The sequence below is a fragment of the Pseudomonas sp. B21-059 genome (genome assembly GCF_026016285.1).
GTDB classification, from domain to species: domain Bacteria; phylum Pseudomonadota; class Gammaproteobacteria; order Pseudomonadales; family Pseudomonadaceae; genus Aquipseudomonas; species Aquipseudomonas danubii.
The window spans coordinates 3,916,295-3,937,277 of the sequence record NZ_CP087201.1; the positions used below are offsets into that span (position 1 = coordinate 3,916,295).

General features: G+C 56.6%; 29 protein-coding genes, 1 tRNA gene and 3 pseudogenes. 15 read left to right on the top strand and 18 right to left on the bottom strand.

Features of this window, described 5'->3' with window-relative positions:
• Window positions 1-242: 242 nt before the first annotated feature.
• The 3 genes and pseudogenes from LOY69_RS17240 to LOY69_RS17250 form a co-directional block, all read right to left on the bottom strand.
• A pseudogene (locus LOY69_RS17240) lies at window positions 243-662 on the bottom strand (DUF4055 domain-containing protein); the annotation flags it as partial.
• 621 nt (window positions 663-1,283) lie between these two features.
• Window positions 1,284-1,544, bottom strand: a pseudogene (locus LOY69_RS17245) (putative metallopeptidase); the annotation flags it as partial.
• 4 nt (window positions 1,545-1,548) lie between these two features.
• Window positions 1,549-2,091 carry an NADPH-dependent FMN reductase gene (locus LOY69_RS17250; RefSeq protein WP_110596587.1) on the bottom strand — a complete coding sequence of 181 codons (543 nt, stop codon included), beginning with the start codon at window positions 2,089-2,091 and terminating at the stop codon, window positions 1,549-1,551.
• Window positions 2,092-2,545: 454 nt separating this feature from the next.
• Here LOY69_RS17250 and LOY69_RS17255 point away from each other — a divergent pair, with 454 nt between their 5' ends.
• Window positions 2,546-2,752, top strand: coding sequence for a DUF6434 domain-containing protein (locus LOY69_RS17255; protein ID WP_110596586.1), 207 nt, complete (start codon window positions 2,546-2,548; stop codon window positions 2,750-2,752).
• A gap of 32 nt (window positions 2,753-2,784) precedes the next feature.
• Here LOY69_RS17255 and LOY69_RS17260 read toward each other — a convergent pair whose 3' ends face one another.
• The 7 genes and pseudogenes from LOY69_RS17260 to LOY69_RS17290 form a co-directional block, all read right to left on the bottom strand.
• The gene (locus LOY69_RS17260) at window positions 2,785-3,135 is read right to left on the bottom strand and encodes a hypothetical protein (RefSeq protein ID WP_262379748.1); all 351 of its coding nucleotides are present in this window, start codon (window positions 3,133-3,135) and stop codon (window positions 2,785-2,787) included.
• Window positions 3,132-3,461 (bottom strand): MFS transporter, encoded by a 330-nt coding sequence (locus LOY69_RS17265; protein WP_110596584.1) that lies wholly within the window; start codon window positions 3,459-3,461, stop codon window positions 3,132-3,134. The genes LOY69_RS17260 and LOY69_RS17265 overlap by 4 nt, the downstream gene beginning before the upstream one ends.
• Window positions 3,462-3,588: 127 nt before the next feature.
• On the bottom strand, window positions 3,589-3,909 hold the full coding sequence (locus LOY69_RS17270; RefSeq protein ID WP_041117060.1) for a hypothetical protein: 321 nt from the start codon (window positions 3,907-3,909) through the stop codon (window positions 3,589-3,591).
• A gap of 131 nt (window positions 3,910-4,040) precedes the next feature.
• Complete coding sequence (locus LOY69_RS17275; RefSeq protein ID WP_110596583.1) at window positions 4,041-4,682, bottom strand: hypothetical protein; 642 nt, start codon at window positions 4,680-4,682, stop codon at window positions 4,041-4,043.
• Between the two features lie 632 nt (window positions 4,683-5,314).
• Window positions 5,315-5,455 (bottom strand): annotated as a pseudogene (locus tag LOY69_RS17280) (phage replication protein); the annotation flags it as partial.
• 320 nt (window positions 5,456-5,775) lie between these two features.
• Complete coding sequence (locus LOY69_RS17285; protein ID WP_265073289.1) at window positions 5,776-6,315, bottom strand: hypothetical protein; 540 nt, start codon at window positions 6,313-6,315, stop codon at window positions 5,776-5,778.
• Between the two features lie 53 nt (window positions 6,316-6,368).
• Window positions 6,369-6,590, bottom strand: coding sequence for a transcriptional regulator (locus LOY69_RS17290; RefSeq protein ID WP_265073290.1), 222 nt, complete (start codon window positions 6,588-6,590; stop codon window positions 6,369-6,371).
• Window positions 6,591-6,683: 93 nt separating this feature from the next.
• Between LOY69_RS17290 and LOY69_RS17295 the strand changes: the two genes are divergently transcribed.
• The 6 genes from LOY69_RS17295 (at window position 6,684) to LOY69_RS17320 (ending at window position 9,821) form a co-directional block, all read left to right on the top strand.
• The gene (locus tag LOY69_RS17295) at window positions 6,684-7,445 is read left to right on the top strand and encodes a helix-turn-helix transcriptional regulator (protein ID WP_213665326.1); all 762 of its coding nucleotides are present in this window, start codon (window positions 6,684-6,686) and stop codon (window positions 7,443-7,445) included.
• A gap of 25 nt (window positions 7,446-7,470) precedes the next feature.
• A complete protein-coding gene (locus LOY69_RS17300) occupies window positions 7,471-7,680 on the top strand; it encodes a hypothetical protein (RefSeq protein WP_110596581.1) in 210 nt (69 codons plus the stop codon).
• Between the two features lie 119 nt (window positions 7,681-7,799).
• A complete protein-coding gene (locus LOY69_RS17305) occupies window positions 7,800-8,444 on the top strand; it encodes an NAD-dependent DNA ligase (protein ID WP_110596580.1) in 645 nt (214 codons plus the stop codon).
• A gap of 213 nt (window positions 8,445-8,657) precedes the next feature.
• Complete coding sequence (locus tag LOY69_RS17310) at window positions 8,658-8,813, top strand: hypothetical protein (protein ID WP_181433946.1); 156 nt, start codon at window positions 8,658-8,660, stop codon at window positions 8,811-8,813.
• 3 nt (window positions 8,814-8,816) lie between these two features.
• On the top strand, window positions 8,817-9,200 hold the full coding sequence (locus LOY69_RS17315) for a hypothetical protein (RefSeq protein ID WP_110652666.1): 384 nt from the start codon (window positions 8,817-8,819) through the stop codon (window positions 9,198-9,200).
• A 357-nt stretch (window positions 9,201-9,557) separates the two neighbouring features.
• A complete protein-coding gene (locus tag LOY69_RS17320) occupies window positions 9,558-9,821 on the top strand; it encodes a hypothetical protein (RefSeq protein ID WP_265073291.1) in 264 nt (87 codons plus the stop codon).
• Window positions 9,822-9,869: 48 nt separating this feature from the next.
• Here the strand turns inward: LOY69_RS17320 and LOY69_RS17325 are convergent, their stop codons facing one another.
• A complete protein-coding gene (locus tag LOY69_RS17325) occupies window positions 9,870-10,118 on the bottom strand; it encodes a hypothetical protein (RefSeq protein WP_265073292.1) in 249 nt (82 codons plus the stop codon).
• Between the two features lie 173 nt (window positions 10,119-10,291).
• Here LOY69_RS17325 and LOY69_RS17330 point away from each other — a divergent pair, with 173 nt between their 5' ends.
• Window positions 10,292-10,525: a hypothetical protein gene (locus LOY69_RS17330; protein WP_265073293.1), complete on the top strand. Its 234-nt coding sequence runs from the start codon at window positions 10,292-10,294 to the stop codon at window positions 10,523-10,525.
• Window positions 10,526-10,651: 126 nt separating this feature from the next.
• Here LOY69_RS17330 and LOY69_RS17335 read toward each other — a convergent pair whose 3' ends face one another.
• Window positions 10,652-10,969 (bottom strand): hypothetical protein, encoded by a 318-nt coding sequence (locus LOY69_RS17335; RefSeq protein WP_265073294.1) that lies wholly within the window; start codon window positions 10,967-10,969, stop codon window positions 10,652-10,654.
• 70 nt (window positions 10,970-11,039) lie between these two features.
• On the opposite strand from LOY69_RS17335, the gene LOY69_RS17340 reads away from it, so the two are divergent.
• Window positions 11,040-12,035 carry a tyrosine-type recombinase/integrase gene (locus LOY69_RS17340; protein ID WP_265074907.1) on the top strand — a complete coding sequence of 332 codons (996 nt, stop codon included), beginning with the start codon at window positions 11,040-11,042 and terminating at the stop codon, window positions 12,033-12,035.
• 80 nt (window positions 12,036-12,115) lie between these two features.
• On the opposite strand, the gene LOY69_RS17345 is transcribed toward LOY69_RS17340, so the two are convergent.
• The 3 genes from LOY69_RS17345 to LOY69_RS17355 form a co-directional block, all read right to left on the bottom strand.
• Window positions 12,116-12,202: transfer RNA gene (locus LOY69_RS17345), tRNA-Leu, on the bottom strand.
• A gap of 367 nt (window positions 12,203-12,569) precedes the next feature.
• Complete coding sequence (locus LOY69_RS17350) at window positions 12,570-12,776, bottom strand: hypothetical protein (RefSeq protein ID WP_102882582.1); 207 nt, start codon at window positions 12,774-12,776, stop codon at window positions 12,570-12,572.
• A gap of 280 nt (window positions 12,777-13,056) precedes the next feature.
• Window positions 13,057-13,320 carry a DUF1652 domain-containing protein gene (locus LOY69_RS17355; RefSeq protein ID WP_102863157.1) on the bottom strand — a complete coding sequence of 88 codons (264 nt, stop codon included), beginning with the start codon at window positions 13,318-13,320 and terminating at the stop codon, window positions 13,057-13,059.
• 368 nt (window positions 13,321-13,688) lie between these two features.
• Between LOY69_RS17355 and LOY69_RS17360 the strand changes: the two genes are divergently transcribed.
• On the top strand, window positions 13,689-14,177 hold the full coding sequence (locus LOY69_RS17360; RefSeq protein ID WP_110652714.1) for an AAA family ATPase: 489 nt from the start codon (window positions 13,689-13,691) through the stop codon (window positions 14,175-14,177).
• Window positions 14,178-14,765: 588 nt separating this feature from the next.
• On the opposite strand, the gene LOY69_RS17365 is transcribed toward LOY69_RS17360, so the two are convergent.
• Window positions 14,766-15,374 carry an NAD(P)H-dependent oxidoreductase gene (locus tag LOY69_RS17365; RefSeq protein ID WP_213665387.1) on the bottom strand — a complete coding sequence of 203 codons (609 nt, stop codon included), beginning with the start codon at window positions 15,372-15,374 and terminating at the stop codon, window positions 14,766-14,768.
• Window positions 15,375-15,467: 93 nt separating this feature from the next.
• Between LOY69_RS17365 and LOY69_RS17370 the strand changes: the two genes are divergently transcribed.
• From LOY69_RS17370 to LOY69_RS17385, 4 genes are all read left to right on the top strand, one after another.
• Window positions 15,468-16,100 (top strand): TetR/AcrR family transcriptional regulator, encoded by a 633-nt coding sequence (locus LOY69_RS17370; RefSeq protein WP_102882579.1) that lies wholly within the window; start codon window positions 15,468-15,470, stop codon window positions 16,098-16,100.
• Window positions 16,101-16,156: 56 nt separating this feature from the next.
• Entirely contained in the window at window positions 16,157-16,690 is a 534-nt protein-coding gene (locus LOY69_RS17375) for a hypothetical protein (protein ID WP_265073295.1), read from the top strand.
• A 105-nt stretch (window positions 16,691-16,795) separates the two neighbouring features.
• Window positions 16,796-17,509: an HAD family hydrolase gene (locus LOY69_RS17380; protein ID WP_265073296.1), complete on the top strand. Its 714-nt coding sequence runs from the start codon at window positions 16,796-16,798 to the stop codon at window positions 17,507-17,509.
• Between the two features lie 306 nt (window positions 17,510-17,815).
• Window positions 17,816-18,604, top strand: a complete 789-nt coding sequence (locus LOY69_RS17385; RefSeq protein ID WP_134929254.1) for a hypothetical protein — start codon at window positions 17,816-17,818, stop codon at window positions 18,602-18,604.
• Here LOY69_RS17385 and LOY69_RS17390 read toward each other — a convergent pair.
• The gene (locus tag LOY69_RS17390; RefSeq protein ID WP_102882575.1) at window positions 18,591-19,076 is read right to left on the bottom strand and encodes a winged helix-turn-helix transcriptional regulator; all 486 of its coding nucleotides are present in this window, start codon (window positions 19,074-19,076) and stop codon (window positions 18,591-18,593) included. The genes LOY69_RS17385 and LOY69_RS17390 overlap by 14 nt on opposite strands.
• A gap of 115 nt (window positions 19,077-19,191) precedes the next feature.
• Here LOY69_RS17390 and fabF point away from each other — a divergent pair, with 115 nt between their 5' ends.
• The gene (gene fabF / locus LOY69_RS17395; protein WP_102882574.1) at window positions 19,192-20,460 is read left to right on the top strand and encodes a beta-ketoacyl-ACP synthase II; all 1,269 of its coding nucleotides are present in this window, start codon (window positions 19,192-19,194) and stop codon (window positions 20,458-20,460) included.
• A gap of 70 nt (window positions 20,461-20,530) precedes the next feature.
• Here the strand turns inward: fabF and LOY69_RS17400 are convergent, their stop codons facing one another.
• The gene (locus LOY69_RS17400; protein WP_102882573.1) at window positions 20,531-20,983 is read right to left on the bottom strand and encodes an anti-virulence regulator CigR family protein; all 453 of its coding nucleotides are present in this window, start codon (window positions 20,981-20,983) and stop codon (window positions 20,531-20,533) included.

The following is a 20,983-nucleotide window of genomic DNA, read 5'->3' on the forward strand; positions in this document are numbered from 1 at the left end:
GACTGGGCGGGCGCATTCGAACGCTGTAGTTACAGCTGTGGATTGAACGGGTATGGGTATTCAGCAGTGTCTATGTACGAACAAGAAGGCATGCGATCTGAAAGCAGCGACATGAACCCCTGGGGGGGGGCGTGCTGTAAACACCGTCATATGTGGTCTCCGGCGAGTTCCACATGCAGTGCACAATTGACCCTTGCTGGCCGTAGCAGCCCTCATGTACAGCACCTCTGAAGACAGTGCTACTGGTCCGTGCGTTCAGGAGCGATCAGCCCCTGCTTACGCAGGTAGACCCGCAGATCAGCCTTCGCGAATCCGCCGTTCTGCCAGAGCCCGACGAGCGTGGTGATCATCTGCAGATCAGCTGTCAGCTCCACGAACTCTTGGTTGACCTGGTAGGCGACCTTCTTGTCAGTGATGCCCATGTACGCGCAGCACCACATGAGCGCCCTGGTGTAGGCCTCGCTGGCGTTGGCCACACACCCGGCAAGGACCGAAGTCGATGCAGACTGATCGCCGCGGGCCTCGGTTGCCGTTTTGGATGACAGAGACGCCACGACCATGCGAGCACCCAACTCGATCATCATCTGGTTCTTGTCGGCCATGGCCTCCTTGACCAGCGTATTGGGCAAGGGCTGCGCATATGTAATCCGCCCGCTTGAAGGAGACGTCGTTGCTCATCGGGCGTATCCCATTTTGATAGAGGTGACGATCGCTTTGATCGGATAACGCTTGGCAATGAAGTAGCCAGCAGCATCGTTCATGTGGTCGTGCCCCTTCTTCGGATCTTTGTCAGGCTCGCCCTTGTCGTTGTAGGTCTGCCGCTCGAGGCAGAGAGTGAGCTGAGGGCACTGGTCGATATTGACCATCAAGCCGGCACAGCGAATCAGGTGCCCGCTCTTGAGCGTGATCAGCATGCCCGACTCGTTCGGCTTGTACTCACGCCACTCACGGGGGATAGCCTGCTTGAGCCGACGCCAGAAGACCCGGCGAGCCTGTTTCTGTGTTGGGGCGGCGTACCATATTTCATCCTCGACGCTTTCGCCCCACTCCGCAGCCAGGCGGGCCGCGCGGCGCATCTCTGCCTTGCCGAGGAAGGTCTTACCAAATCGGCGACCACACACGGCATCGCGGAACCACGCACTACGCTGGAAGCCCCACACGTAAATGTTCGCCTGTTTTGGCGTCAGCCTTACCGGCGCTTCATAGGTGCGGGGTAGCGGGGACATTCTCGTCTGGCTCCAGCTTGTACTCAGCAACGGCGTACTGTTGGTCTGCCTGGGAACCCAACCGCCGGCGCGGAACGCTACCTGCTCGGCCTGGCCAAGAACTATCCGCCCCTGCTTCTCGAAGCTCGACGATGCCCACATAACCCGGATGTCTGCATCCAGTAGGTGGGTATGGTCTTCGTTGTGGATGCTGCCGATGTGGGCGAGGATCTCGGTTTGGATCCACTCCCACACTTCAAGGGCTGGGGCCAAGCGGATACCGAGGTCGGACAGATTGGTTAGCTCAAGCAGTGAGAGGGTAGGCACAGGCCTGTTCATTCGCTCACCTTCGCGATTCCGACATGACCTCAATGTGGCTCTTGAATGCAACCAATGCTGAGACGATCTGCTTACTGATCTCTAGGTTCTCTGCGATGCCCGCCTCATCCATTCCTTTAGCGAGCAGATTCACAGTTATCGACGCAGGCTCGACAACTATTGCGGACATGGTGTTCAGCACCAACCGAAGCGCCGCTTGGGCATGACTCGCACGAGGTGAAGCGTTAAACAGTGCAACCGGCTTATCAGGAAATTCATGGCTGGCCACAAGCCAATCTAAGGCGTTCTTGAAAGAACCAGGTATTCCACGAGCATACTCAGGGCACGAAATAAGGATGCCATCTACCTTACCCACCAAAGCCCGTAACTCTGCGACGATCTGCGGCGGATCATCAGCCAGGTCCGGATCGAAGTGCGGTAATTGACCGACCGCCAGATAGTGCTTGATCGACACCCCCTCAGGGCTCAGCACCTCAGCCGCACGTAGCAGTGCGGAGTTAGAAGATGCTGCGCGAATGCTTCCGGACACCGCTAACAGTTGGACCATTTGTAAACATTCCATTCCCGTGAGATAGCACAGTGTCGCATACGTGAATCAGGACGATCTCAGACATGACTGGAGCCCTGTCCGGGAGGCTCGTTCGGTCACCTCCCAGTCGGGTTGCTTGGTTGTCATTAAATTGCCTCTGAATTGTGGGATAGCCCAACATCGATAAACTGCATTGAGTTGAGTTATTCCAGTTCTGTTGATCTAGATACTGGGTATCGAGTTCTTAAATCACAGGAAATCGATAATGCAGCGCTCGACTAAAGCAATCATCCTCATCGCCCTACTAATGCTCCCCACTACCACTCACCATGATCTGGGTCTGTGTGTGGACGTGCCCATGCAGCATAGAAGTTACCTCTCGCGATATCCGCACCACAAAATGGCGCATCCGTGATTTGTGGTGCGGGCGCTGTTAAGCTCGCGACTTATGCCGCCATCCAAGGAAAAGGAAATGAGCTTCGACTGGCACGCAGGGCCAATTACCCGTAACACGCCGCTGGACAAGAACTATCGAAATACGCAAAAGGTGCGACAGTTCCTGACTGGAGAGTGCGGCGACGCATTCAAATTCAATCGCACCTTCATGGCTTGGATCAAAAGCGGCGAGCCAGTGACGATGGGCGATGTAGCAGATGAGTGGATACGTACCCGAGGCTGACCATGGGAAGGTCCGTTTGAGGGCGTCATCAGCTAACGTGAACGACGCCGCTCAACACCATCTGGCCCATACCGGTAATCCTTCAAACAGTGCTCGCAGTTCAGAGCCCGGCACAGCCAGACCTTCACCCTCTGCCAGTACGTGACCATGAAGACGTGCCGAACGCCGGCCAAGGCCAGGGAGGCGTATAAGGTCGCCTCGGCCACCGACTGGGACATGATCAGCCTATCGTTGCGTACCAGGAGCGCGTAGCCGCTCAGCGCGATAGTCGCGTAGATCAACTTCCCTAGCACCCCGTCGCGGACCTTCCCACTCAAGCAGCACCAAGTCGCCCATAGCGCGATCAGGCCAGCCGACCACGTTGCAACGTGTTCCAGGATCATGTGCCACCTCCCCCAAACTTCGAACGAATGAACGCCCAAAGGTCAGCAGCTTTGATTGCTCGGGTAATGGCAGCGATCAACGAGCCGCCGAAGGTGCCGAGCAGAAAACCGATACCGGCAACGCTGCGGGGCTCAACCACTCCCAGGTAAGCGCTTACCAGTCCAGTCAAATAATGGGCGCAAACAGCACCCGAGAAAATGAAGACGGCCCAGGCTTTTCGGTCCACTAGGTCATCGCGGTGCCACCAGCTCGCGGCGAACGCACCAACCAATCCCGCGGTAAACCGCGTATCAAGCCTGTCGAGCAGGCGGTACAGAAACTCCATGCGCTCGACTCCGTGGGCATGATTCGAGAAAAAAGGGGGGCATCGGAAGCTCAATGGGATTGAGCATTTCATGCTTTTTTTGCAGGAAGCAGAACGTCCGGCACAAAAGCCGGACGCTCATGAACGCTTACAGGTTGTCGTAGGTCATCCATACGCTGGAGTTGTCATTCCCAGGGGCCCAGAAAATACCAAGCCCAGCCGGAACCACCAGCTCATAAGGAAGAGTGTCGAAGTTGGAACCGGACGACGCCGCAAAAATTGCAGGGTAGCTATCCATTCGATGGCTGAGAGGCGGCTTCACGGTATCCGCATACAAACGGCCACCGCATGCTGAGACCGTACGAATGACGATGCCAGTAGTGTTTGCCGCAGGCTCTACAAGAGCATTGACGTATTGCCTGTAACCTACTTGGTTGATGAACTTGCTACCCACAGTAACTTGAGTCATGAGATATACCTTTTGAGTGAAATGAGTGGTGCGGATAGTGCCGCTTTCATGTCGCTCAAAGGCGATGGCTTGAAGCTCTTGGCTTTCAGTCAGTTGGCGACTACAGCCTGATACGGCTGAGCACCATCTGTTTATCTGGTGATGAGCATGTCGATGGTGCTGGTGTCGCAGACGTAGTTGGCCTTCTTGTCGAGGACCACGTAGAGAGCAGAACCTTTGGTGACAGGCACTTTGCTGGCCGAAAAGACAGCACCGTTACCTCTGCCCAAGCTACCGGACTGAAGAACCGTATCCCCCTGATTCAAAGACCAGGCAACGCCATCACCACAACTATTGTGAATACTGCTTACTCGCCCGAGAATATTGACCTCGCCCACCACAGGACTGGTCCAACGGATGACGGTCTGGCTGCTCTGGCCTGGGTGAAATGCCACGTCACCAGCTGCAATGGTAAAGCTGCCGTTTGCCGTGTAGGTGTAAGGTTTCAGGTGAACCGACACATGTGCCCCAGATACTTGATCCATCCAGCATGTAGCCGGGAGGTTGCTGCATGAGTCGGCTTTGAAGTACGGCAGCGGGACGTAGTTTTCGGCCTTGTTCACACCAGACGAGTTCTGCATAAACGACCAAGGAGAACCTTGTGGGGCACTCTCCTTTGCCAGAATTACATCCCTTGCCAAGTTCCAGGACATTGCTGTGTCAGCAAAGGCACTCATGCTGGCACCAAAAAGCGCCAACAAACCGAGCAGGGAAACACTGATAATCTTTTTCATTTGGATTGCCCTATTGAGTCGAATGATTTGTCGCGGATGATTCCGCTTTCATGTCGCTCAAGGGCGATAGCTCGAGGCTCAAAGCCTTCACTCGGTCACATGCAGATCAGCACCTTCATAAAGCTGATACTCGCATCCTATGTACTCGAGGAGTGGAGTGACTATCTCAACAAAACACTGTCTATTCAACCAGTATTTTACGAGATACGTTTCATCCCTATAAATCTCATTCTTTCGATAAAATTCCCGGCGTCGACACCTCAGCGCATCGATCTCGCAACTCCAGTCTCGCGCCACACTGTAAGCGTTGATGGAGCAGAGTGCGCGGGCTGCCTGTGTTGATTCCGTACGTCACACTATCCGGCTATCGACGTCCAGGCTATCCCGAGGACTGTCCTGGCTACAGGTGAAATCGGAGCAATAAAAAACCCGGCGCAGTGGCCGGGTTCAGGGTTTTGTGTGCGTTTCGCGTTACTTCAGCAGGACTGCGTTCAGCAGGTGCTTCATGTTCATCACCGGGTGGTGCAGGTAGTGCCCGAACTTCTGCACCTGGAACGGCAGCGTGTCGATGGCGCGCAGTACCTTGCCGATCGTGGCCAGGTGCGCAGAGCGCGCAGTGGACCGACCTAAACCATGGCGTAGTTCGCCCAGGTCTTGAAGGTTTTGCAGGCCTGGTCTTTCGGGCCCGGCATGTCGGCGGGAACTTCGATTCGGGGCACCTCAATGCGATCAAGTACCACCAACCCGCCGGATGCGGCCGGCTCGCCAGAGCTGGGCGGCAAAGTATCTGCCGTAATCTCTGGGGTAATCTCTGTAATAGCCTGCGGCTTTCTAGCACGCTTGCTTGCAGGCTTGCTGCATCCTTGTTTGCAGGATTCCTGCAAACTGGATTGCGGGTTTTCCGCAGACAAGTTTGCGCGAATGGCGTCGATGTTGACCCGGTAAAACAGACGGCACGGGACGCCCTTTTTCATCTCCTGCAGCGCCCCTACCTTGACCAACTTCTTGCGCGCACTCTCCTGGTCCGAACGCGTCACCCCCGTGTCGGCCTCCCACTCCTCCATGGTTTTGTAGAACCAGCCGTCCTTACGCCCTAACTCCTCTGCCGCGCTTCAACCTGCCGACATTCCCTGGCGAACGCCGGTAGGTGCGGTATGTCCTCTTCACTCATGATCTGGTCATCGAAAACTTCGCTGCTGGTATCGATCACGTCACCCAGCGCACTAACCAACGCGCCGAAGCTTTTATTGGCCCACTGCTCGCTCTGCATTTGGCGGGCGCCGATCAAGCCGTGGCGGCAGGCCAGTTCGTTGATGCAGTAATCGCGGAACTTCGGCTCCAACGCGTTGACCCACGGTTCCTCCAACCAGGACGGAATCTCCTGATCACCAGACAGCCAGCGGCCGGTGGCCTTCACGAACTCGCTTACGTCGTCTAGGCGAACGAGCTCCTCGAAGTCCGGGACCTTGGTCTGAACGATCTTCGCGGCGGGAACTCGCAGGCAAATCTCCCGGCTCAATGCTTGGGCGAAATCGTCCTGGCTCAAGCTGATGCGGGCGATCTGGTTTTGAGCGTGGGCGACCAGAACCTGATCACGGGTTTGTAAGGCATGTCTGGAACTGGACGTTTCCATGGAGCTCGCTCTCTTCTAATCTGGATTTACTGAGTAGGCTGATGGGCAGTCGCTCAGGCGACCATCTCGCCCCAGGAAAACGAGGGACAAAGCTGCTCCCTCTTAACTTCACCGCATGTGAGCGCTTCGATCTGAAGCGCCCTTGCTACCGGAACAGGCCGATCCCCCGAACACCACTGGCTAACAGTTGGGGTTCGAACATCAAGACGGCTGGCCAGCGCTATTTGGCTGCCCAAAATCCCGGCTGCCTTCCGAACCGCTTCTGCTGGTGTCATGGATTTTCTCCGGTTTGTCACGCGCTAAAAAAGGCATTAGCTAACCATAAAAAGCCATTGCCTACTCAACAACCGACTAGGCTTAATTAGGCAATGCTTACAGGAATAGAATTAGGCGCAGCCATCGAGCAAGCTCGGGTCGCCAAAGGCGTTACAAAGAAAAAGCTCGCCGAAGATTTCGGCGTGGCGGGCCCCTCTGTCCAAGGCTGGGTAAAGACGGGGCGAATCGACAAATCTAAGCTCATGGAGCTGATTGCTTATTTCTCGGATGTCGTTACGCCTGCGCACTGGGGGTTGAGTGAGCGGATGGGGGATATTCTGAGCGTCGCTGAAGCTCCAGTGACCAACGACTCCTCACGAAAGGCAGGCGTCAAGCTCTCCAACATCGAGACCTGGGATGACGCAACCCCGCTCCATGACGATGAGGTCTACGTCCCTTTCCTGCGGGAAGTGGAACTGGCGGCTGGCTCTGGACGGTTTGTGATCGAAGAAAGTGACACCGCCAAGCTGCGCTTCTTCAAGAGCGATCTGCGCCGTAATAATGTGCAGTTCAGCAACGCAAAGTGTGTGATCGCCCGCGGCAACAGTATGTTCCCCGTGCTACGTGATGGCGCTACAGTCGGCGTGAACACCGGCAAGAACTCGTTTGGCGATATCGTCGACGGTGACCTCTACGCGATCAACCACAACGGCCAGCTACGCGTGAAGCAGGTCTACCGCCTGCCTACTGGTTTGCGTCTGCGAAGCTTCAATCGTGACGAGCATCCGGATGAGGACTACACCTTCGCCGAAGCCCAGGAGCAACAAATTTCGATCCTGGGCCATGTGTTCTGGTGGGGGATGTTTGCTCGCTGACCCTCAAGCTCCACGGAAGTGTTGAATGCCAAAGAAACAACCATCGCACAGCAAAGCAGCAACTGCTGCTGATATCGAGCGATCCATCCAGGCCCTCAACAGAATGGCCGAGAGGCTTTGGGGTGAAGGTAGGGAGGTCGAAGCGAAAGCCCTCCTGGACGCACTGGATGGATTAAACAGGGCCTTGGATCGAATCAGGATCGGCGAAAGTCGCAAGGTTAGGACGCTTCATTAAGGAGCGCGGCTCAACACAGTTAAAAGCATTGAGGCTTACAGATTCCCCCTGCTGAACGGAATCGTCTGTCGTTGCAGGGATTTATAGTCGCTATCGCGCATCATCTAAAAGGAACTGAGATGACTGACATTCACAGTGAATTCGAGCGGAGCAAGTATTTCCATAGCTCCAGGATAGATAGACGCTCAGCTGACGCTCTCGTTGGCTTGGCAGCAGGCCTCGCCGCCGACGGTGTCGTGTCTACCGCCGAAGGCTTATTCCTCAAGGACTGGCTTGAAACGAATCTCACTCACCTTGATGATCCTGTCATCAACCTGCTGTATTCGCGGCTCTCTAACATGCTCTTGGATGGGGTGCTAGACCCAGAGGAGTCCCTTGAGCTTATCGGCTTGCTGCAGAGCTTTTCGGGCCTGAGTGCCGAAAAGCCAAAGGCTAGCGATCAAACCTTCAGCACGCCCAACGACCTTCCCTTCAATCGTCCAGAACCAGATCTCACTTGGGACGGCAGATTGTTCGTTTTCACTGGAATCATGGCCTACGGACCTCGAAAAGACTGCCAGGCCTTAGTAGAAGAGCGTGGCGGCATCATCGGTGGAGGGGTAAGTAAAAAAACTCACTACCTAGTGGTTGGCAGCATTGGAAATGACCAATGGCGCCACAGTTCCTATGGGACAAAAATAATGAAGGCGGTGGAGTTGAGAGAGACTGGAACACCTATCGCCATCATCGGCGAGCAGCAATGGCAGCGCGCGCTTTTTGGGTGAGTTGATGAGGTAGGGCTAATTCCTGATGGAGTTTCTAGAGTTCTTGGGAAATCTTTGCAGCTCACTCTGCAATTACCAACCCTATCAAAAACCTCGCCGCGTCTTCACACGTGGGTTTTTAGCTTTCTGTGTGATGGTTGTCGTGCTTGAGCTGATGACGTTGAGCCATTTTTATGGGCAACCTGGCTGGTGCTTGGGGCTGTGTAGAGAAATTTGAGCAAGCGCGTGGTTTGGTGGGGCGGGTTGCTGCAGGCCGGCGCGGATGAGCAAGGCACCAACGATCTGATGAAGATCGCCCTCTCCTTCCAGGAAACCGAGGTCACGCTGGCGGTGATATCATCGCGACACCTTGATTTAGACGGAGCTTGATCAGTGTCTCTCATAAAAAAGCTTGGGGCTTTCCTGGTCCTGTTGATCATCTGTGGCTTCCTGGCAAGAGCATGGAGCGAACACAACGATTTTGAAACAACCAGCGAGAAGCTGGTCCGCCAGCTTGGCACCTCAATAGTCCTGAACCTTGGAAAGCTGAATACATCCTGCATGGCAAATGCACGAATAGACTCGGTATCCATTGATAGCGATTGGCTGCTAGCGAAAAAGGGTACAGCAACTCTTTACATCTCAGGAAACAATGGCGCTGCGGTCGCTATCTCCTACAAGGCAGAAACCTCGAATGGGAAGGTATTTTTGCAGCCACAAGACACGTCAGCAACTCCGCTTTCTGTCATTCAATTCGGATTGAAAGGCTGCAGTTAAGAATTTTCAGAAATGCAAAGCCCGCCTAGCGCGGGCTTTTTCATGCCTAATCGAAAATAGCTATGCATTAACTAACCACATAAAATTAGCCTATGACTAATACTTCTTCCAAGCCAACGCAATACCGGCCCAGCAGCGAAAGCCGCGCCGCTCTTTAACAACCTCTGCCGTTAACGATTATCCGGCGATTCGCTGGGAGGTCAGCCCCCGGCCACACCTGTGGGGTGAGAGAAAGTCAGGTGAACAAAATCGTGCTGCCACTAACGGCGACCGGCGATCCGATAGCCCCGAAAGGCTACCAACGCGCAGAACTGCGACGGCGGACGAGGTGTTGAGCCGAGCGCGCCGGTTGCGGTTGTGCCCGACGGCTACCGCATCATGCCCCGCCACCTTACAGCGGAGAACGGCGCCAAGGCCCTGCTACTTGGGGAGTTCAAGCTTCGAGTTATCACAGAATGCCCTGAATGCTGCGAGCTGGAGGAACCCACAGAGGGCTGCGACATCTGCAACGCTGAAGGCGAGTACGGGCAAAAACACACCATCCCGTGGGACCAAATCAAGTTCATCTACAGAAAGGCGGTAGAGGGCCTGGCCGTGAAAGCTGAACCAGCCAAATCCTGACAGGAGTACATTTGTACTCCACTCATAAAAATCGAACTCTCATCTAACTCAGCCGCTGAAAAATCGAATGACGGGAGCTAGAAAGCTGATCTTGTCCACAGATTTTACAAAGCGGTCAAAGGCCTTTTCGCTAAGGATGAACGCGGGTATGAAAAAGATGCCCGAAACCACAACAGTCAATAAAAATCCAACCCAATCAGTACTAACAAGGACGGCGATCGCTACGCCCAGCATCAATAGCCCCCCTGTAAAGAACAGCCGCCGAGCAAATTTTTGATTTGGATATTGATTGAACATGATGAGGCCACCCTTGCCGCTTTCAATTACAGTAGTTCCAGGGTGGATTTTTGTCGAAGCATGCCCTCTTTCACCACCCCTTAATTCCCCTTAGCAGCGGCTGCCCACCCCTCCCCAGCAGTAACCCCTCCCCCACATTTAATTCAGCCGCTATAGCGGCCAAGGACGAAGTCATGCCTGAAGAAAGAACGGTAACCATCCCGGCCCGGGAGCAGCACGCGGGCCAAGCCTCAATCACCGTGACGCTCCCATGGATTTACCAGCAGTGCGACGGCCCGCGCGGCGAACCCTACTCAGCCATCAGTTGGGACGGCAGCCATCAGCTGGCCGTTCACAGCTGGATCAACCCTTGCGGGCATGTCGAGAAATACAGCCAAGTCCGCCGCGATCTGGAGGTGCAGCCATGACCCTCCCCGCCCTGCTCTACCTCGCCTGGAACATCTACACGGGGCCAAGGCCATAAATGACGTTGCCGAACCTGCGCGGCCTAGACCAAATCCAGCGTTACCCATAACCGTAAATGCACTTTTGGTTCATTGCCCGAGGTTAGGCTGGACGGGAATCAGATCCTGAACTTCTGCGCAAGAGTAGGTGTTGGAATAGTCGAAGAATTTCGGCCTTAATTCGGAGCCGTAGCTCATACATTGGAACGCAGACGAGCCTTTTTGCAAGATTAGAAAGTGAACCGTGCCGACTCTTGCTGGCGACTGGTAGGCGGCTTTGATCTCATAGCCACTGCTTAACAGATCGGTCACCTTTTGAGTTTCTGCCAAGGCCAATGTGCTAGTGACTAGTAGGCCCAGCAGCGAGATGCTCAGGGCATTTTTTGCAATACGATTCGTCCTTGGCATGAATCCGTCATCCGTGAAGGGAAAATGCCAAGTTACCTAAATTCAACAAAACCGTCACGGCCCAAGCCAGCTGAGTCGTAAAACAAGGAAGCGCGGCAAGTTGGTGTGTTTCACTTACGAACTGGGTGGCAAGCCGCGCAAAGAGATTTACCTGGGAAAGGACTACGGGGTTGCAATCATGGAGTACGCACGCCTCGAGCGAGATCGGACTTCAGCAGCGGCCGTAGCAAAGGTCATTACCTTTCGATATATGGCAGAAAAATATCTAGTGGAGATTGTTCCGACAAAGGGCGTAAACACCCAAAAGGATAACCTCAGAGAGATGAAAAACCTTCTCGCCTTCTTCGATGATCCACCAGGCCCACTCGATAACATCGAGCCGATACACATTAGGCAGTATCTGACCAGGCGTGAATCGGCGCCTGTACGCGCCAATCGGGAGAAGGCTCTATTTAGTGCGATCTGGAACTATGCCCGTAACAAGGGCTATACAGCTCTCGCCAACCCCTGCACAGGGATCAAGGGTAACAAGGAGACGGGGCGAGACAACTACGTTGAAGACGAACTATTCCAGAGGGTTTACGAAAAAGCTGATGCCGGGCTCCAGGACGCAATGGACCTCTTCTATCTGACCGGTCAGCGCATTGCCGACACATTGAAAATGGATGAACGCGATATTCGCGATGGCCGCTTAGCTGTTCAGCAAGGAAAGATCAAAGCAAAGCGCCGCATCGAAATCACTGGCGAACTGAAGATTGTTCTTGATCGAATAATGGCGAGGAAGGACTCCCACCAATTCCGCTCGACGCGGCTGATCGTTTTGGAAGATGGCACACCATTGACGGTGGCCATGCTACGAAGAAGATTCGACCTTGCTCGAGAGGCGGCCGGGGTTAAAAAGGCTGATTTTCAAATGAGGGATCTGCGCGCAAAAGCAGGCACGGACAAGTTCGAAGCTAGCGGAGATATTCTGCAGGCACGCGACCAGCTTGGGCACACAACTGTCGTCATGACCGAGCATTACATTCGCAATCTGATAGGTAAGAAGGTCTCGCCTACAAAGTGAATTGCGGAGCAGTATTTGAAATTGCGGAGCAGTTCAGGATAAGGCTCACTCAAAAAAACCGTGCAAGCCCTTGAAATAGATGGTGCCCGAAGCCGGAATCGAACCGGCACGCCCTTACGAGCGGGGGATTTTAAGTCCCATGCGTCTACCAGTTTCGCCATTCGGGCGGTAGCGCGATCACGCGGCACTGGAACAGTCAATCGGCATCAGGCCGGCCAGTGCTTAAAGCAGGGTGTGGAATATATACATCCAGTCCTTGTGAAGCAAGGTCGAAGCAGGCAAAAAAACCTCTCCCTTCACTCTGAGTCCTGTGTAAAAAAACCCAGTAAATCAGCAGCCTACAGCGGCGGTCTGATCATCCTGGATAGGGTCACCAAACATCGCGTCGACTTGTTAAACGGCGCCAAGACTAACACGGAGAATTTATCCAACCAACTGATTTATAAAGACTTATCACCAACCACAAGCTCATTCGAGAGGGGCGCCAGTCAAACCATGCAATGCGTTCAGCGCGAAGCGGGCCCTTGGCAGGTCTCAAGCTTCAGCCAGAAAATTCAACGATAGTTTGAGTTTAAGCGGGTCGTCCTGGGGGGCGGTCAACTCGGTTTCCAGGTGAGTCGAAAACGCCTGTTCCACTGGCGCCTCGGGGCCCTTGACCTGGGTCACTGTGCGGTTGTTTTCCAGCACCTTTGACAGTTGTGCGTAGGTGTAATTGGCGGGAGGCGTATTGCCTATGTTCATGTAGGTCTTCCTTGATATCGAGTCAATCCGCAAGGACAGATCGAAGAGTCAAAAGTCATGGCATGCCGCGTCCCGGTTCATTGACCAGATACTGACGCTGCAATGGGATACTACAGACTCTGGGCTGGAAATAAGCACATCGATAGCCAACGGAGTTCGCCCAGTACACATGACCTCGCCATCCATGAACCGGTAAAGAGTCATAGATACCGGGCGAACGCCACAAAACTATGCGTTCAGAATGACATGTTCAACTGTCACCAATGACAACCGGGGGATGTTAACCAGCGTAGTTGGTAAAACCACCGGCAAAGCCTCTGCGCCCTGCCCGGAGCTCAGTACGCAACTCGCCGATCAGGTTGGAGATGTCGCGCACACTGGTGAGTTCGGCAGTCGAGACTCCGGTTAACAATAAATCCACCCGGCCTGAATCGGCATCGTAGATCTTGATCGTCAGGGAGCCGCTGGGATGCACGCTGCAGACGCAGGAAAGCGGGAGAAAGCCGGACTCCAAGATGTGACAAAGCTCGCTGGTGGAGAGCATGGCTTATCGCCTGTGTGGAATTTTGTGGATTTTTCCCATTCAGAATAGGTCAGCACCTGATCCTTTGTATCGAAAAAACACACAACAAATGCTAACTACCTCTCAGTTCTACTGCGCAGTTTCTGCGCCAGGCCACGCTCTGATCGCCTGGGCCTACCTGCTTCTCCAGCGTTATTCTGCGCTGTGCTTTTTTCCGTCAGTTGTGTAAGTTTCAAGCCTATGAACCTGAATCTTCAGTCCCGCCCCGCCGCGATTATGACCGCCTGCACCAGCAAGGTGGGCTAGCGGTCGTTCAACCCCTAATCAACCCGCCTCAGAGGCGGGTTTTATCACCCGTCTTCTGAAGCGCAACCCCCCAGGAGACAAGCATGAGCCACTCATCCCCTGCTGTTCTACACCTGCTGTGCGGCAAGATCGCCTCGGGTAAATCCACACTGGCCAAGCGACTGGCCCAGGCTCCCGGCAGCGTGTTGATCTGTGAGGACCAATGGCTGGCGCAGTTGTATCCGGGCCTTATTCATTCAGTTGCTGACTATGCGCTGCATGCCCAGCGCCTGAAAAACGCATTGGAGCCTTTGCTGATCAGTCTGTTGCGTGGTGGCAACAATGTCGTGCTGGACTTCCCCGCCAATACCTTGGCCCAACGCGCCTGGTTGCGAGCCTTGGCAGATCAAGCACAGGTCGAGCATCGACTGCACCTGTTGAATGTCGATGAGGATGTCTGCCTGACAAGACTGCGGGAACGTAACAGCCTGGGAGACCACCCCTTTAGTACCAGCAAGGAACAATTCGAGCTGATCTGCCGTTACTTCGAGCTTCCACAGACGGAAGAAGGACTGCACATCCTGGAGTACTGAATTGCGGGATTGTCGCCCGCGATGCCGGGCCGGCTTCTGAAGCTTGCGTAGGAAGGGTGCGTCGAGAAAGGCGGCGGAGACAAATTTCAGGCAAAAAAAAGCCCAAGTAGCTGATGGACACTTGGGGCTAAAAATGCATAAACCGTGGTAGGTGAACGCGGGGCTATAGTAACGGAACAGTACATTCTGTAACAAGATATTTTGAAGAAAAAAACGCAAATAAAATCACCTAAGTCATTAAATATCCACACTTTTTTTGAGTATTTGAGTTTCATGTCACGCCTTCTCGCACCTTTTTAGGCGCCAAGATGATGCGCCTGAATTGCCCATCACCGCAGTGCGAGAGCCCGTCCACCGTTAAACGAAAATGCGCTGAAAATTCACAGAATCGCAACAGACAGACAACGTTGCTCACCTTAAATTGCCGGCACTTGCCTGAATGGAATGTGTGGGTATGAATGACTTTCTCGACGCTCTGCCCCTGATGCTGTGCCTGTCCACCTTTGCCTGGTGTTGCTGGGGCTAGGCTTTGTACGAAAAGCCTTGATACTCGGTGAGGCTGCGTTGAAAACGGTTCCAGCCCCCTTCTCACGCCGACTCGACGACTGCGCTGGTACTGAACAGTGCCTGCCCTAGCGCTCGTGCCCGCTCCAGGCAAGGCGCCACATCGCCACTCTCCGAGTCAAACATCAGTTGCGAGGTCAGCACCCTGGCGCCGCAGTAGTCGAAGATTCCATGGTCGATCTGGGTCTGCATCGCGCCGAGATAACCATGTCGCTCATAAGTGCCAACGTCGGCCCCGGCAACGCCTATCAGGTGCACGCTCAGACGCCCTAGCTTCTTCTCCAGCTTGGCGTCCGCGCGAAAATCGAAGGCCCAGCCATTGGAGAACACGCGATCAATCCAGCCCTTGAGCAGCGCCGGCATGGACCACCAATAAACCGGGTAGACCAGCACCAGAGCATCGGCGCGGTCGATCCGTGCCTGTTCGGCGAGCACATCGGCGGGAGGAAGCACCTGGGTACGATGCACAGCAATATCGGCAGCACCGAAGCGTGGTTCGAACCCTTCAGCCCAGAGATCGGCAATCTCGAATGAATGCCCGGAACCGCGCCCCACCCCCTCGGCAATCTGCGCCGCGAGGCTATGGGTGAGAGACTTGGGATCATGATGGGCGACAACAATAAGTGCATGCATGGCGAGTACTCCTGCGGACGGATTGCGCTGGGGGATTGAGCTTTATATACTTTTAGTAAGTTACTGCCGATAAGTTACTTTTGGTATATAGACATGTCAAGCAGTCAGAAAACCGATTCCACTTCATCGCCGCGACGGCGCCTGTCGCGGGAGCAACGCCTGCAACAACTGATGGCCGTAGCCTGGCAGATTGTCCGTGAGCACGGCACCGAGGCGCTCACCCTGGGATATCTGGCGGAACAGGCCGGCGTCACCAAGCCGGTGGTCTACGACCATTTCGGCACTCGAGCGGTGCTCCTGGCGGCGCTGTATCAGGACTTCGACCAGCGCCAGACACTGCTGATGGAACAGGCCCTGCAAACCAGCGAACCGACCCTTGCCGCCCGCGCAGCGGTCATTGCCACGTCCTACGTCGACTGCGTGTTGTTGCAGGGTCGCGAAATCCCCGGGGTGATTGCCGCCCTGGCCAGTTCGCCGGAGCTTGAGATCATCAAGCGCGACTACCAGGCAATATTCCTAGAGAAATGCCGTCATGCTCTGGAACCCTTCGCCGCCGGAGCCGTGATCGCAAGGGCCGGGCTGCGCGCCATGCTGGGTGCGGCCGAAGCGGTTTCCCACGCGGCGGCGCTGGGAGAAATCACCCCCGCACAAGCCCAGGAAGAACTCTGCGCCACCATCGTGGCCATGGTTGAAAGAGCACGCGCCAGCACCTCTGCAACCCAATGAGCCACTGCCCGGATATCAATGACCGGCCCCAGCGCCAGTCCTGCAAGGGAAAAGCAATGTTGCTGACACGATTGGAACCGCTGGATCAATTGCTGGAACGCTATCGCCAAGAGTTGGGCAAGGACTTCACCGGCTATCGCAACCATGTGTACCGGGTCATCAACTTCTGCAACCTGCTCATCAATGCCGATGCCCAGCAGTTGCAGAAACTGGCCATAGCCGGCGCCTTCCACGACCTGGGCATCTGGACCGCCAAGACGTTCGACTACCTACCGCCATCGCTGCGCCTGGCTGAAAACCATCTGGATGAAATAGACAGGTCCGAGTGGAAAGCCGAAGTGCTGGCAATGATCGAACAGCACCACAAGATCACCGCCGCCCCACACCCAGGCAGCCTGGTGGAAAGTTTTCGCCGAGCCGACTGGATAGATGTGTCGCTGGGAATGTTGAGTTTCGGCCTCTCGCGAGACGATCGCCGCCGGGTACTTTCAGCCTTTCCTGATGCCGGCTTTCATCTGCGCCTGGCTCAGCTGTCTTTCAAGCAACTGCTGATCCGCCCGTGGAAACCTTTGCCCATGCTGCGCCTCTGATCCTCCGGCTATCCGGCCCGCGGCTAAAGGCTGGAGCGCGTAAACTGCATCCATTACTGGCAATACCGGCCGCGAATCAAGCGGCTGCAACCACCGAGAACAGCTATGTCGCCCCACCCTAAGACCCTGCCGCCCCTGAGCGCTGAGGCTGAAACACAGCCGCTACCCCCGGACACCGTTGGACTCAACGCCGATGCCAACCCAGTGCTTTCGGTATTCGACTTCGACGGAACCCTCACTCGCCACGACAGTTTTGTGCCCTTTCTGAAGTTTGCCTTCGGGCAACGCGGGTTCAACCAACGGATACTCAAGCTGGCGCTACCCAGTCTGGGCTACCTGACTCGTCGCGTTGACCGCGACCGACTCAAGGCGCAATTGATCAGCACCTTTCTCAAGGGCATCGAGGCGGCGTGGCTCCAGCAACAGGCCGAAGCCTTCTGTCTGAAATCCTGGACCCGACTGATGCGCCCGAGTGGGCTGCAAGCCGTAGCCGGGGAACTGCGTTCCGGAGCGCTGGTGACCCTGTGCTCGGCGTCGCCGGCCCTGGTGCTGCAGCCTTTCGCCACACGCTTGGGCATCAGGCTGATCGGAACCGAACTGGAGGTGGTCGATGGCGTGCTGACCGGCCGCATCGCCGGCCACAATTGCCGTTGCGAAAACAAGGTACTGCGCCTGGAAAGTGTCTACGGCCCATTGAACCAATATCGACTCAGGGCCTGGGGCGATACCCGGGGTGACCGCGAGCTCCTGGCGGCGGCACAGGACGCCCACTGGCGACACTTCCACCCGGCCTGGCGCCGCGGGCTTGGGGCTCGCTGACACCCGCCGCCCCCTACAAAACACCCGACCAACGGCAAACGGCCAGGAAAAAGATTCGCTATACCCAACAGCAGGCGCCCCAGCGGCCATGAGCCGGAGGGCGCCCGCGACGTCAAGCAGCCTGGGGACAAGAGCGGCCTCGCAGACCAAGGAAAAACAGCCGCCTACACAAGGAGAGGGCCTGCCACGATGAAAAACAATGGCTATCTGCTGCGTACGCTGGCCGTGTTGCTCGCGACCGGCGCACCCGCCGCCCTACTTCTGAGTCACCCCAGCCCTCCCCCATACCTGACAGTTGCACCTGCTTTGGACTGGCCACGCCTGGGCGCCTGGGCCAGTTGCCTGGCCGGCCTGTTCGTCTTGTTCGTCCTCGCCGGTCTACGAATTCGCGGCCGGGTGCTTGGGGTGCTGATTGACGAGCGCAATCGGTATTCGCTGTCACGCCTGCAAATGACCCTGTGGACACTGCTGGTACTGGCCACTCTGTATACGGTGTACATCGGCAACATTGTCCGGGGAAACGCCACTACAGCGCTGATGGTGGACTTGGACTACAACCTGATCGCGTTGATGGGCTTCAGCCTGGCCAGCTTCGTCACAGCCCCCATGGCCTTGAACCGCAAGGCCGAGCAGCCTGCAGACACCAGCGCTCTGGCAACCACCGGCCAGCAGTTGCTCGACAGCCAGAGCCTGGTCGCTCTGCCGTCGGCCAAGGGCCAGGTGCTGATGAAGAGTGACCCGAAGGATGCGCGATTGGCCGACCTGATTCGCGGCGAGGACGTGAGCAATGGCGTCATCGTCGACCTGCCACGCCTGCAGATGCTGCTGATCACCATGGTGGTGGTGTTTGTCTATGGCGCCGCCGTCGGCCATAGCCTGGGCTCAGGCAGTTGGGTGCTGGAGGTGTTGCCGAAACTGCATAACACACTGCTGTTGCTGGCCCTGATCAGCCACAGCGGCTACGTGGTGGGCAAATTGATCCCCAGTAACCTCAATCCTTCCGTCCTTCTCCCGGGACCCACCGTCCAGAGCGAGCCGCCCGGCAGCGCAGCCGCTCCACGGAGCCAGCCCCAAACCGGACTCACTCCACCATAGCCATCAGTCGCTGACGCATGCCGACGCTGGCAGCAGGTCCCGCCTGTACCGTGCACGCCTGCAACGGCACCAGATGACCATCGGCAACATCCACCATCACTGGCTGCACAGGTCGTCCGCTCTCACGCTCGACCAGTTGCACGCTTTCGCCCTCGGGCGCGTAGTGGCGATTGCCCCAAGCTACAAAGGCCATGAGTACGACACGGAAATCCTCGCCCTTGGCTGTAGGCACATATTGATAGCGCAAGGGGCGCTCGCTGTAGGCCTGGCGCTCCAACAGCCCCGCCTCCACCAGTGAGTTCAAGCGTCGGGTCAGCATGTTCGGGGCGATCTCCAGGCTGCGGGAGAATTCGTCGAAGCGCCTCAGGCCATGCAGCGCGTCGCGCATGATCAAGATGCTCCACCATTCGCCGACTCGCTCCAGGCTGCGGGCAATGGGACATTCAGCGTCGATCAGACTTTTTCGTTGCATGGCTGGCTCCTGCGATGCACCTCAGTATTTGTGGATTCGGATGTTACTTTCATGATGATAGTATCGTCCACGTTTCGTTGTTCCCCACGCAAACCAACTAAGGAGCAGGACCCGCATGAGTAAACGCATCGTAGTCACCGGTATGGGCGCAATCACTCCACTGGGTTGTGGGGTCGAGCAGGTCTGGCAGCGCCTGCTGGCGGGACAATCCGGAATCCGTCAATTGCCCGAAGAGTTTATCCAGGATCTGCCCACCACCATTGGCGGCCAGGTGCCCGGCGCGCTCGAGGATCCCCAGGCAGGCTTCGACCCGGACCGGCTGCTGGCCCCCAAGGAACAGCGCAAGATGGACCGTTTCATCCTCTTCGCCCTGGCAGCGGCCGAAGAAGCCCTGGCCCAGGCCAACTGGAAACCCGATAGTCCCCAGGCCCAGGAACGTACAGCCACCATCATTGCCTCTGGTGTAGGCGGCTTCCCGGCCATCGCCGATGCCGTGCGAACCACCGACAGCAAGGGCCCGCGGCGCCTGTCGCCGTTCACCATTCCGTCATTCCTGAGCAATATGGCGGCAGGTCACGTTTCGATCCGCCACGGCCTCAAGGGCCCACTGGGAGCGCCAGTCACTGCCTGTGCTGCCGGAGTCCAGGCCATTGGCGACGCCGCGCGGATGATCCGCGCCGGTGAAATCGACATCGCTGTCTGTGGTGGAGCTGAGGCGGCGATCCATCGGGTCAGCCTGGGTGGCTTCGCCGCAGCCCGCGCGCTGTCCAGCGAGTACAACGACACCCCGGAACGGGCTTCACGCCCCTTCGATCAGGCACGGGATGGCTTTGTCATGGGTGAAGGCGCCGGACTGCTGGTCATCGAAGAGCTGGAACATGCCCTGGCTCGGGGCGCACAGCCCATTGCGGAGCTGGTGGGCTATGGCACCAGCGCCGACGCCTACCACATGACCGCGGGTCCGGAAGATGGCGACGGCGCCCGGCGTGCCATGCAGCAAGCCTTGCGCCAGGCCGGCGTGCAAGCCTCTCAGGTCCAGCACCTGAATGCCCATGCCACCTCCACGCCAGTGGGCGACAAGGGCGAACTGGCTGCCATCAGGACTGTATTCGGCACCGGCAGCGGCCTGGCCATCAGCGCCACCAAGTCCGCCACCGGGCATCTGCTGGGTGCCGCCGGCGGCATCGAGGCGATCTTTGCCATCCTCGCCCTGCGTGACCAGATCGCGCCCGCAACCCTCAACCTGGACAACCCGGACAGCGCCGCCGAGGGCCTTGATCTGGTGCGCAACCAGGCACGCAAAATGGCCATGGAATACGCACTGTCCAATGGTTTCGGCTTTGGTGGGGTCAATGCCAGCGTGCTGTTCAAGCGCTGGCAATAACGCTTCGAGAAGACGGACTCGATGTTGAGATTTCAGCCACGACAGGCTGAAACCTCAACAGGCCCGCCAATCAGTTGAGGACGTCATTGAGCACTTCGTAGATGATCCCGCTGGCGATAGCCACCAGAATCAGGTCGGTTCCGGCCTGCCGCCATTCATAACCGTCATAGCGAGGAAGCTGCCCCAATAGCCGGTGGTCCAGCTTCTTGGCAATTCCCGGGGGCAGAGGTTTGCCCCGAGCCAGGTTTTTCTGAATGCCTGGAGGCAGTGCCGGTCCCGGGCTCCAGTAGTCACGGTGCCCACCCAATATGCCCAGGACACTGCCGCGATCGACACTGGGGCCATGACTCCAGTCATCGGCGCCTGACTTCTTCCCCTTGCCATGCCCCCCCTGGTCACCCTGAGAACTGTGTTTGGAATGCCCCTGCCCCTTGCCATTTCCGGGGTCGGCCAATGCCAGAGGGGAAGCGCCAGCCAGGAGCACGCCGGCAAGAACAGCGATCAACGAGCGAGACTTGAGCAT

What these genes read in the sequence shown, in the direction of transcription:
- LOY69_RS17355 (WP_102863157.1), bottom strand. Translation starts at nt 13,320, where the DNA reads ATGCTCTCCACCAGCGAGCTTTGTCACATCTTGGAGTCCGGCTTTCTC.
- LOY69_RS17255 (WP_110596586.1), top strand. Translation starts at nt 2,546, where the DNA reads ATGAGCTTCGACTGGCACGCAGGGCCAATTACCCGTAACACGCCGCTG.
- LOY69_RS17250 (WP_110596587.1), bottom strand. Translation starts at nt 2,091, where the DNA reads ATGGTCCAACTGTTAGCGGTGTCCGGAAGCATTCGCGCAGCATCTTCT.
- LOY69_RS17390 (WP_102882575.1), bottom strand. Translation starts at nt 19,076, where the DNA reads ATGCAACGAAAAAGTCTGATCGACGCTGAATGTCCCATTGCCCGCAGC.
- LOY69_RS17295 (WP_213665326.1), top strand. Translation starts at nt 6,684, where the DNA reads ATGCTTACAGGAATAGAATTAGGCGCAGCCATCGAGCAAGCTCGGGTC.
- LOY69_RS17350 (WP_102882582.1), bottom strand. Translation starts at nt 12,776, where the DNA reads ATGAACATAGGCAATACGCCTCCCGCCAATTACACCTACGCACAACTG.
- LOY69_RS17365 (WP_213665387.1), bottom strand. Translation starts at nt 15,374, where the DNA reads ATGCATGCACTTATTGTTGTCGCCCATCATGATCCCAAGTCTCTCACC.
- LOY69_RS17380 (WP_265073296.1), top strand. Translation starts at nt 16,796, where the DNA reads ATGTCGCCCCACCCTAAGACCCTGCCGCCCCTGAGCGCTGAGGCTGAA.
- LOY69_RS17275 (WP_110596583.1), bottom strand. Translation starts at nt 4,682, where the DNA reads ATGAAAAAGATTATCAGTGTTTCCCTGCTCGGTTTGTTGGCGCTTTTT.
- LOY69_RS17300 (WP_110596581.1), top strand. Translation starts at nt 7,471, where the DNA reads ATGCCAAAGAAACAACCATCGCACAGCAAAGCAGCAACTGCTGCTGAT.
- LOY69_RS17325 (WP_265073292.1), bottom strand. Translation starts at nt 10,118, where the DNA reads ATGTTCAATCAATATCCAAATCAAAAATTTGCTCGGCGGCTGTTCTTT.
- LOY69_RS17265 (WP_110596584.1), bottom strand. Translation starts at nt 3,461, where the DNA reads ATGGAGTTTCTGTACCGCCTGCTCGACAGGCTTGATACGCGGTTTACC.
- LOY69_RS17400 (WP_102882573.1), bottom strand. Translation starts at nt 20,983, where the DNA reads ATGCTCAAGTCTCGCTCGTTGATCGCTGTTCTTGCCGGCGTGCTCCTG.
- LOY69_RS17260 (WP_262379748.1), bottom strand. Translation starts at nt 3,135, where the DNA reads ATGATCCTGGAACACGTTGCAACGTGGTCGGCTGGCCTGATCGCGCTA.
- LOY69_RS17370 (WP_102882579.1), top strand. Translation starts at nt 15,468, where the DNA reads ATGTCAAGCAGTCAGAAAACCGATTCCACTTCATCGCCGCGACGGCGC.
- fabF (WP_102882574.1), top strand. Translation starts at nt 19,192, where the DNA reads ATGAGTAAACGCATCGTAGTCACCGGTATGGGCGCAATCACTCCACTG.
- LOY69_RS17360 (WP_110652714.1), top strand. Translation starts at nt 13,689, where the DNA reads ATGAGCCACTCATCCCCTGCTGTTCTACACCTGCTGTGCGGCAAGATC.
- LOY69_RS17375 (WP_265073295.1), top strand. Translation starts at nt 16,157, where the DNA reads ATGTTGCTGACACGATTGGAACCGCTGGATCAATTGCTGGAACGCTAT.
- LOY69_RS17335 (WP_265073294.1), bottom strand. Translation starts at nt 10,969, where the DNA reads ATGCCAAGGACGAATCGTATTGCAAAAAATGCCCTGAGCATCTCGCTG.
- LOY69_RS17285 (WP_265073289.1), bottom strand. Translation starts at nt 6,315, where the DNA reads ATGGAAACGTCCAGTTCCAGACATGCCTTACAAACCCGTGATCAGGTT.
- LOY69_RS17290 (WP_265073290.1), bottom strand. Translation starts at nt 6,590, where the DNA reads ATGACACCAGCAGAAGCGGTTCGGAAGGCAGCCGGGATTTTGGGCAGC.
- LOY69_RS17305 (WP_110596580.1), top strand. Translation starts at nt 7,800, where the DNA reads ATGACTGACATTCACAGTGAATTCGAGCGGAGCAAGTATTTCCATAGC.
- LOY69_RS17330 (WP_265073293.1), top strand. Translation starts at nt 10,292, where the DNA reads ATGCCTGAAGAAAGAACGGTAACCATCCCGGCCCGGGAGCAGCACGCG.
- LOY69_RS17270 (WP_041117060.1), bottom strand. Translation starts at nt 3,909, where the DNA reads ATGACTCAAGTTACTGTGGGTAGCAAGTTCATCAACCAAGTAGGTTAC.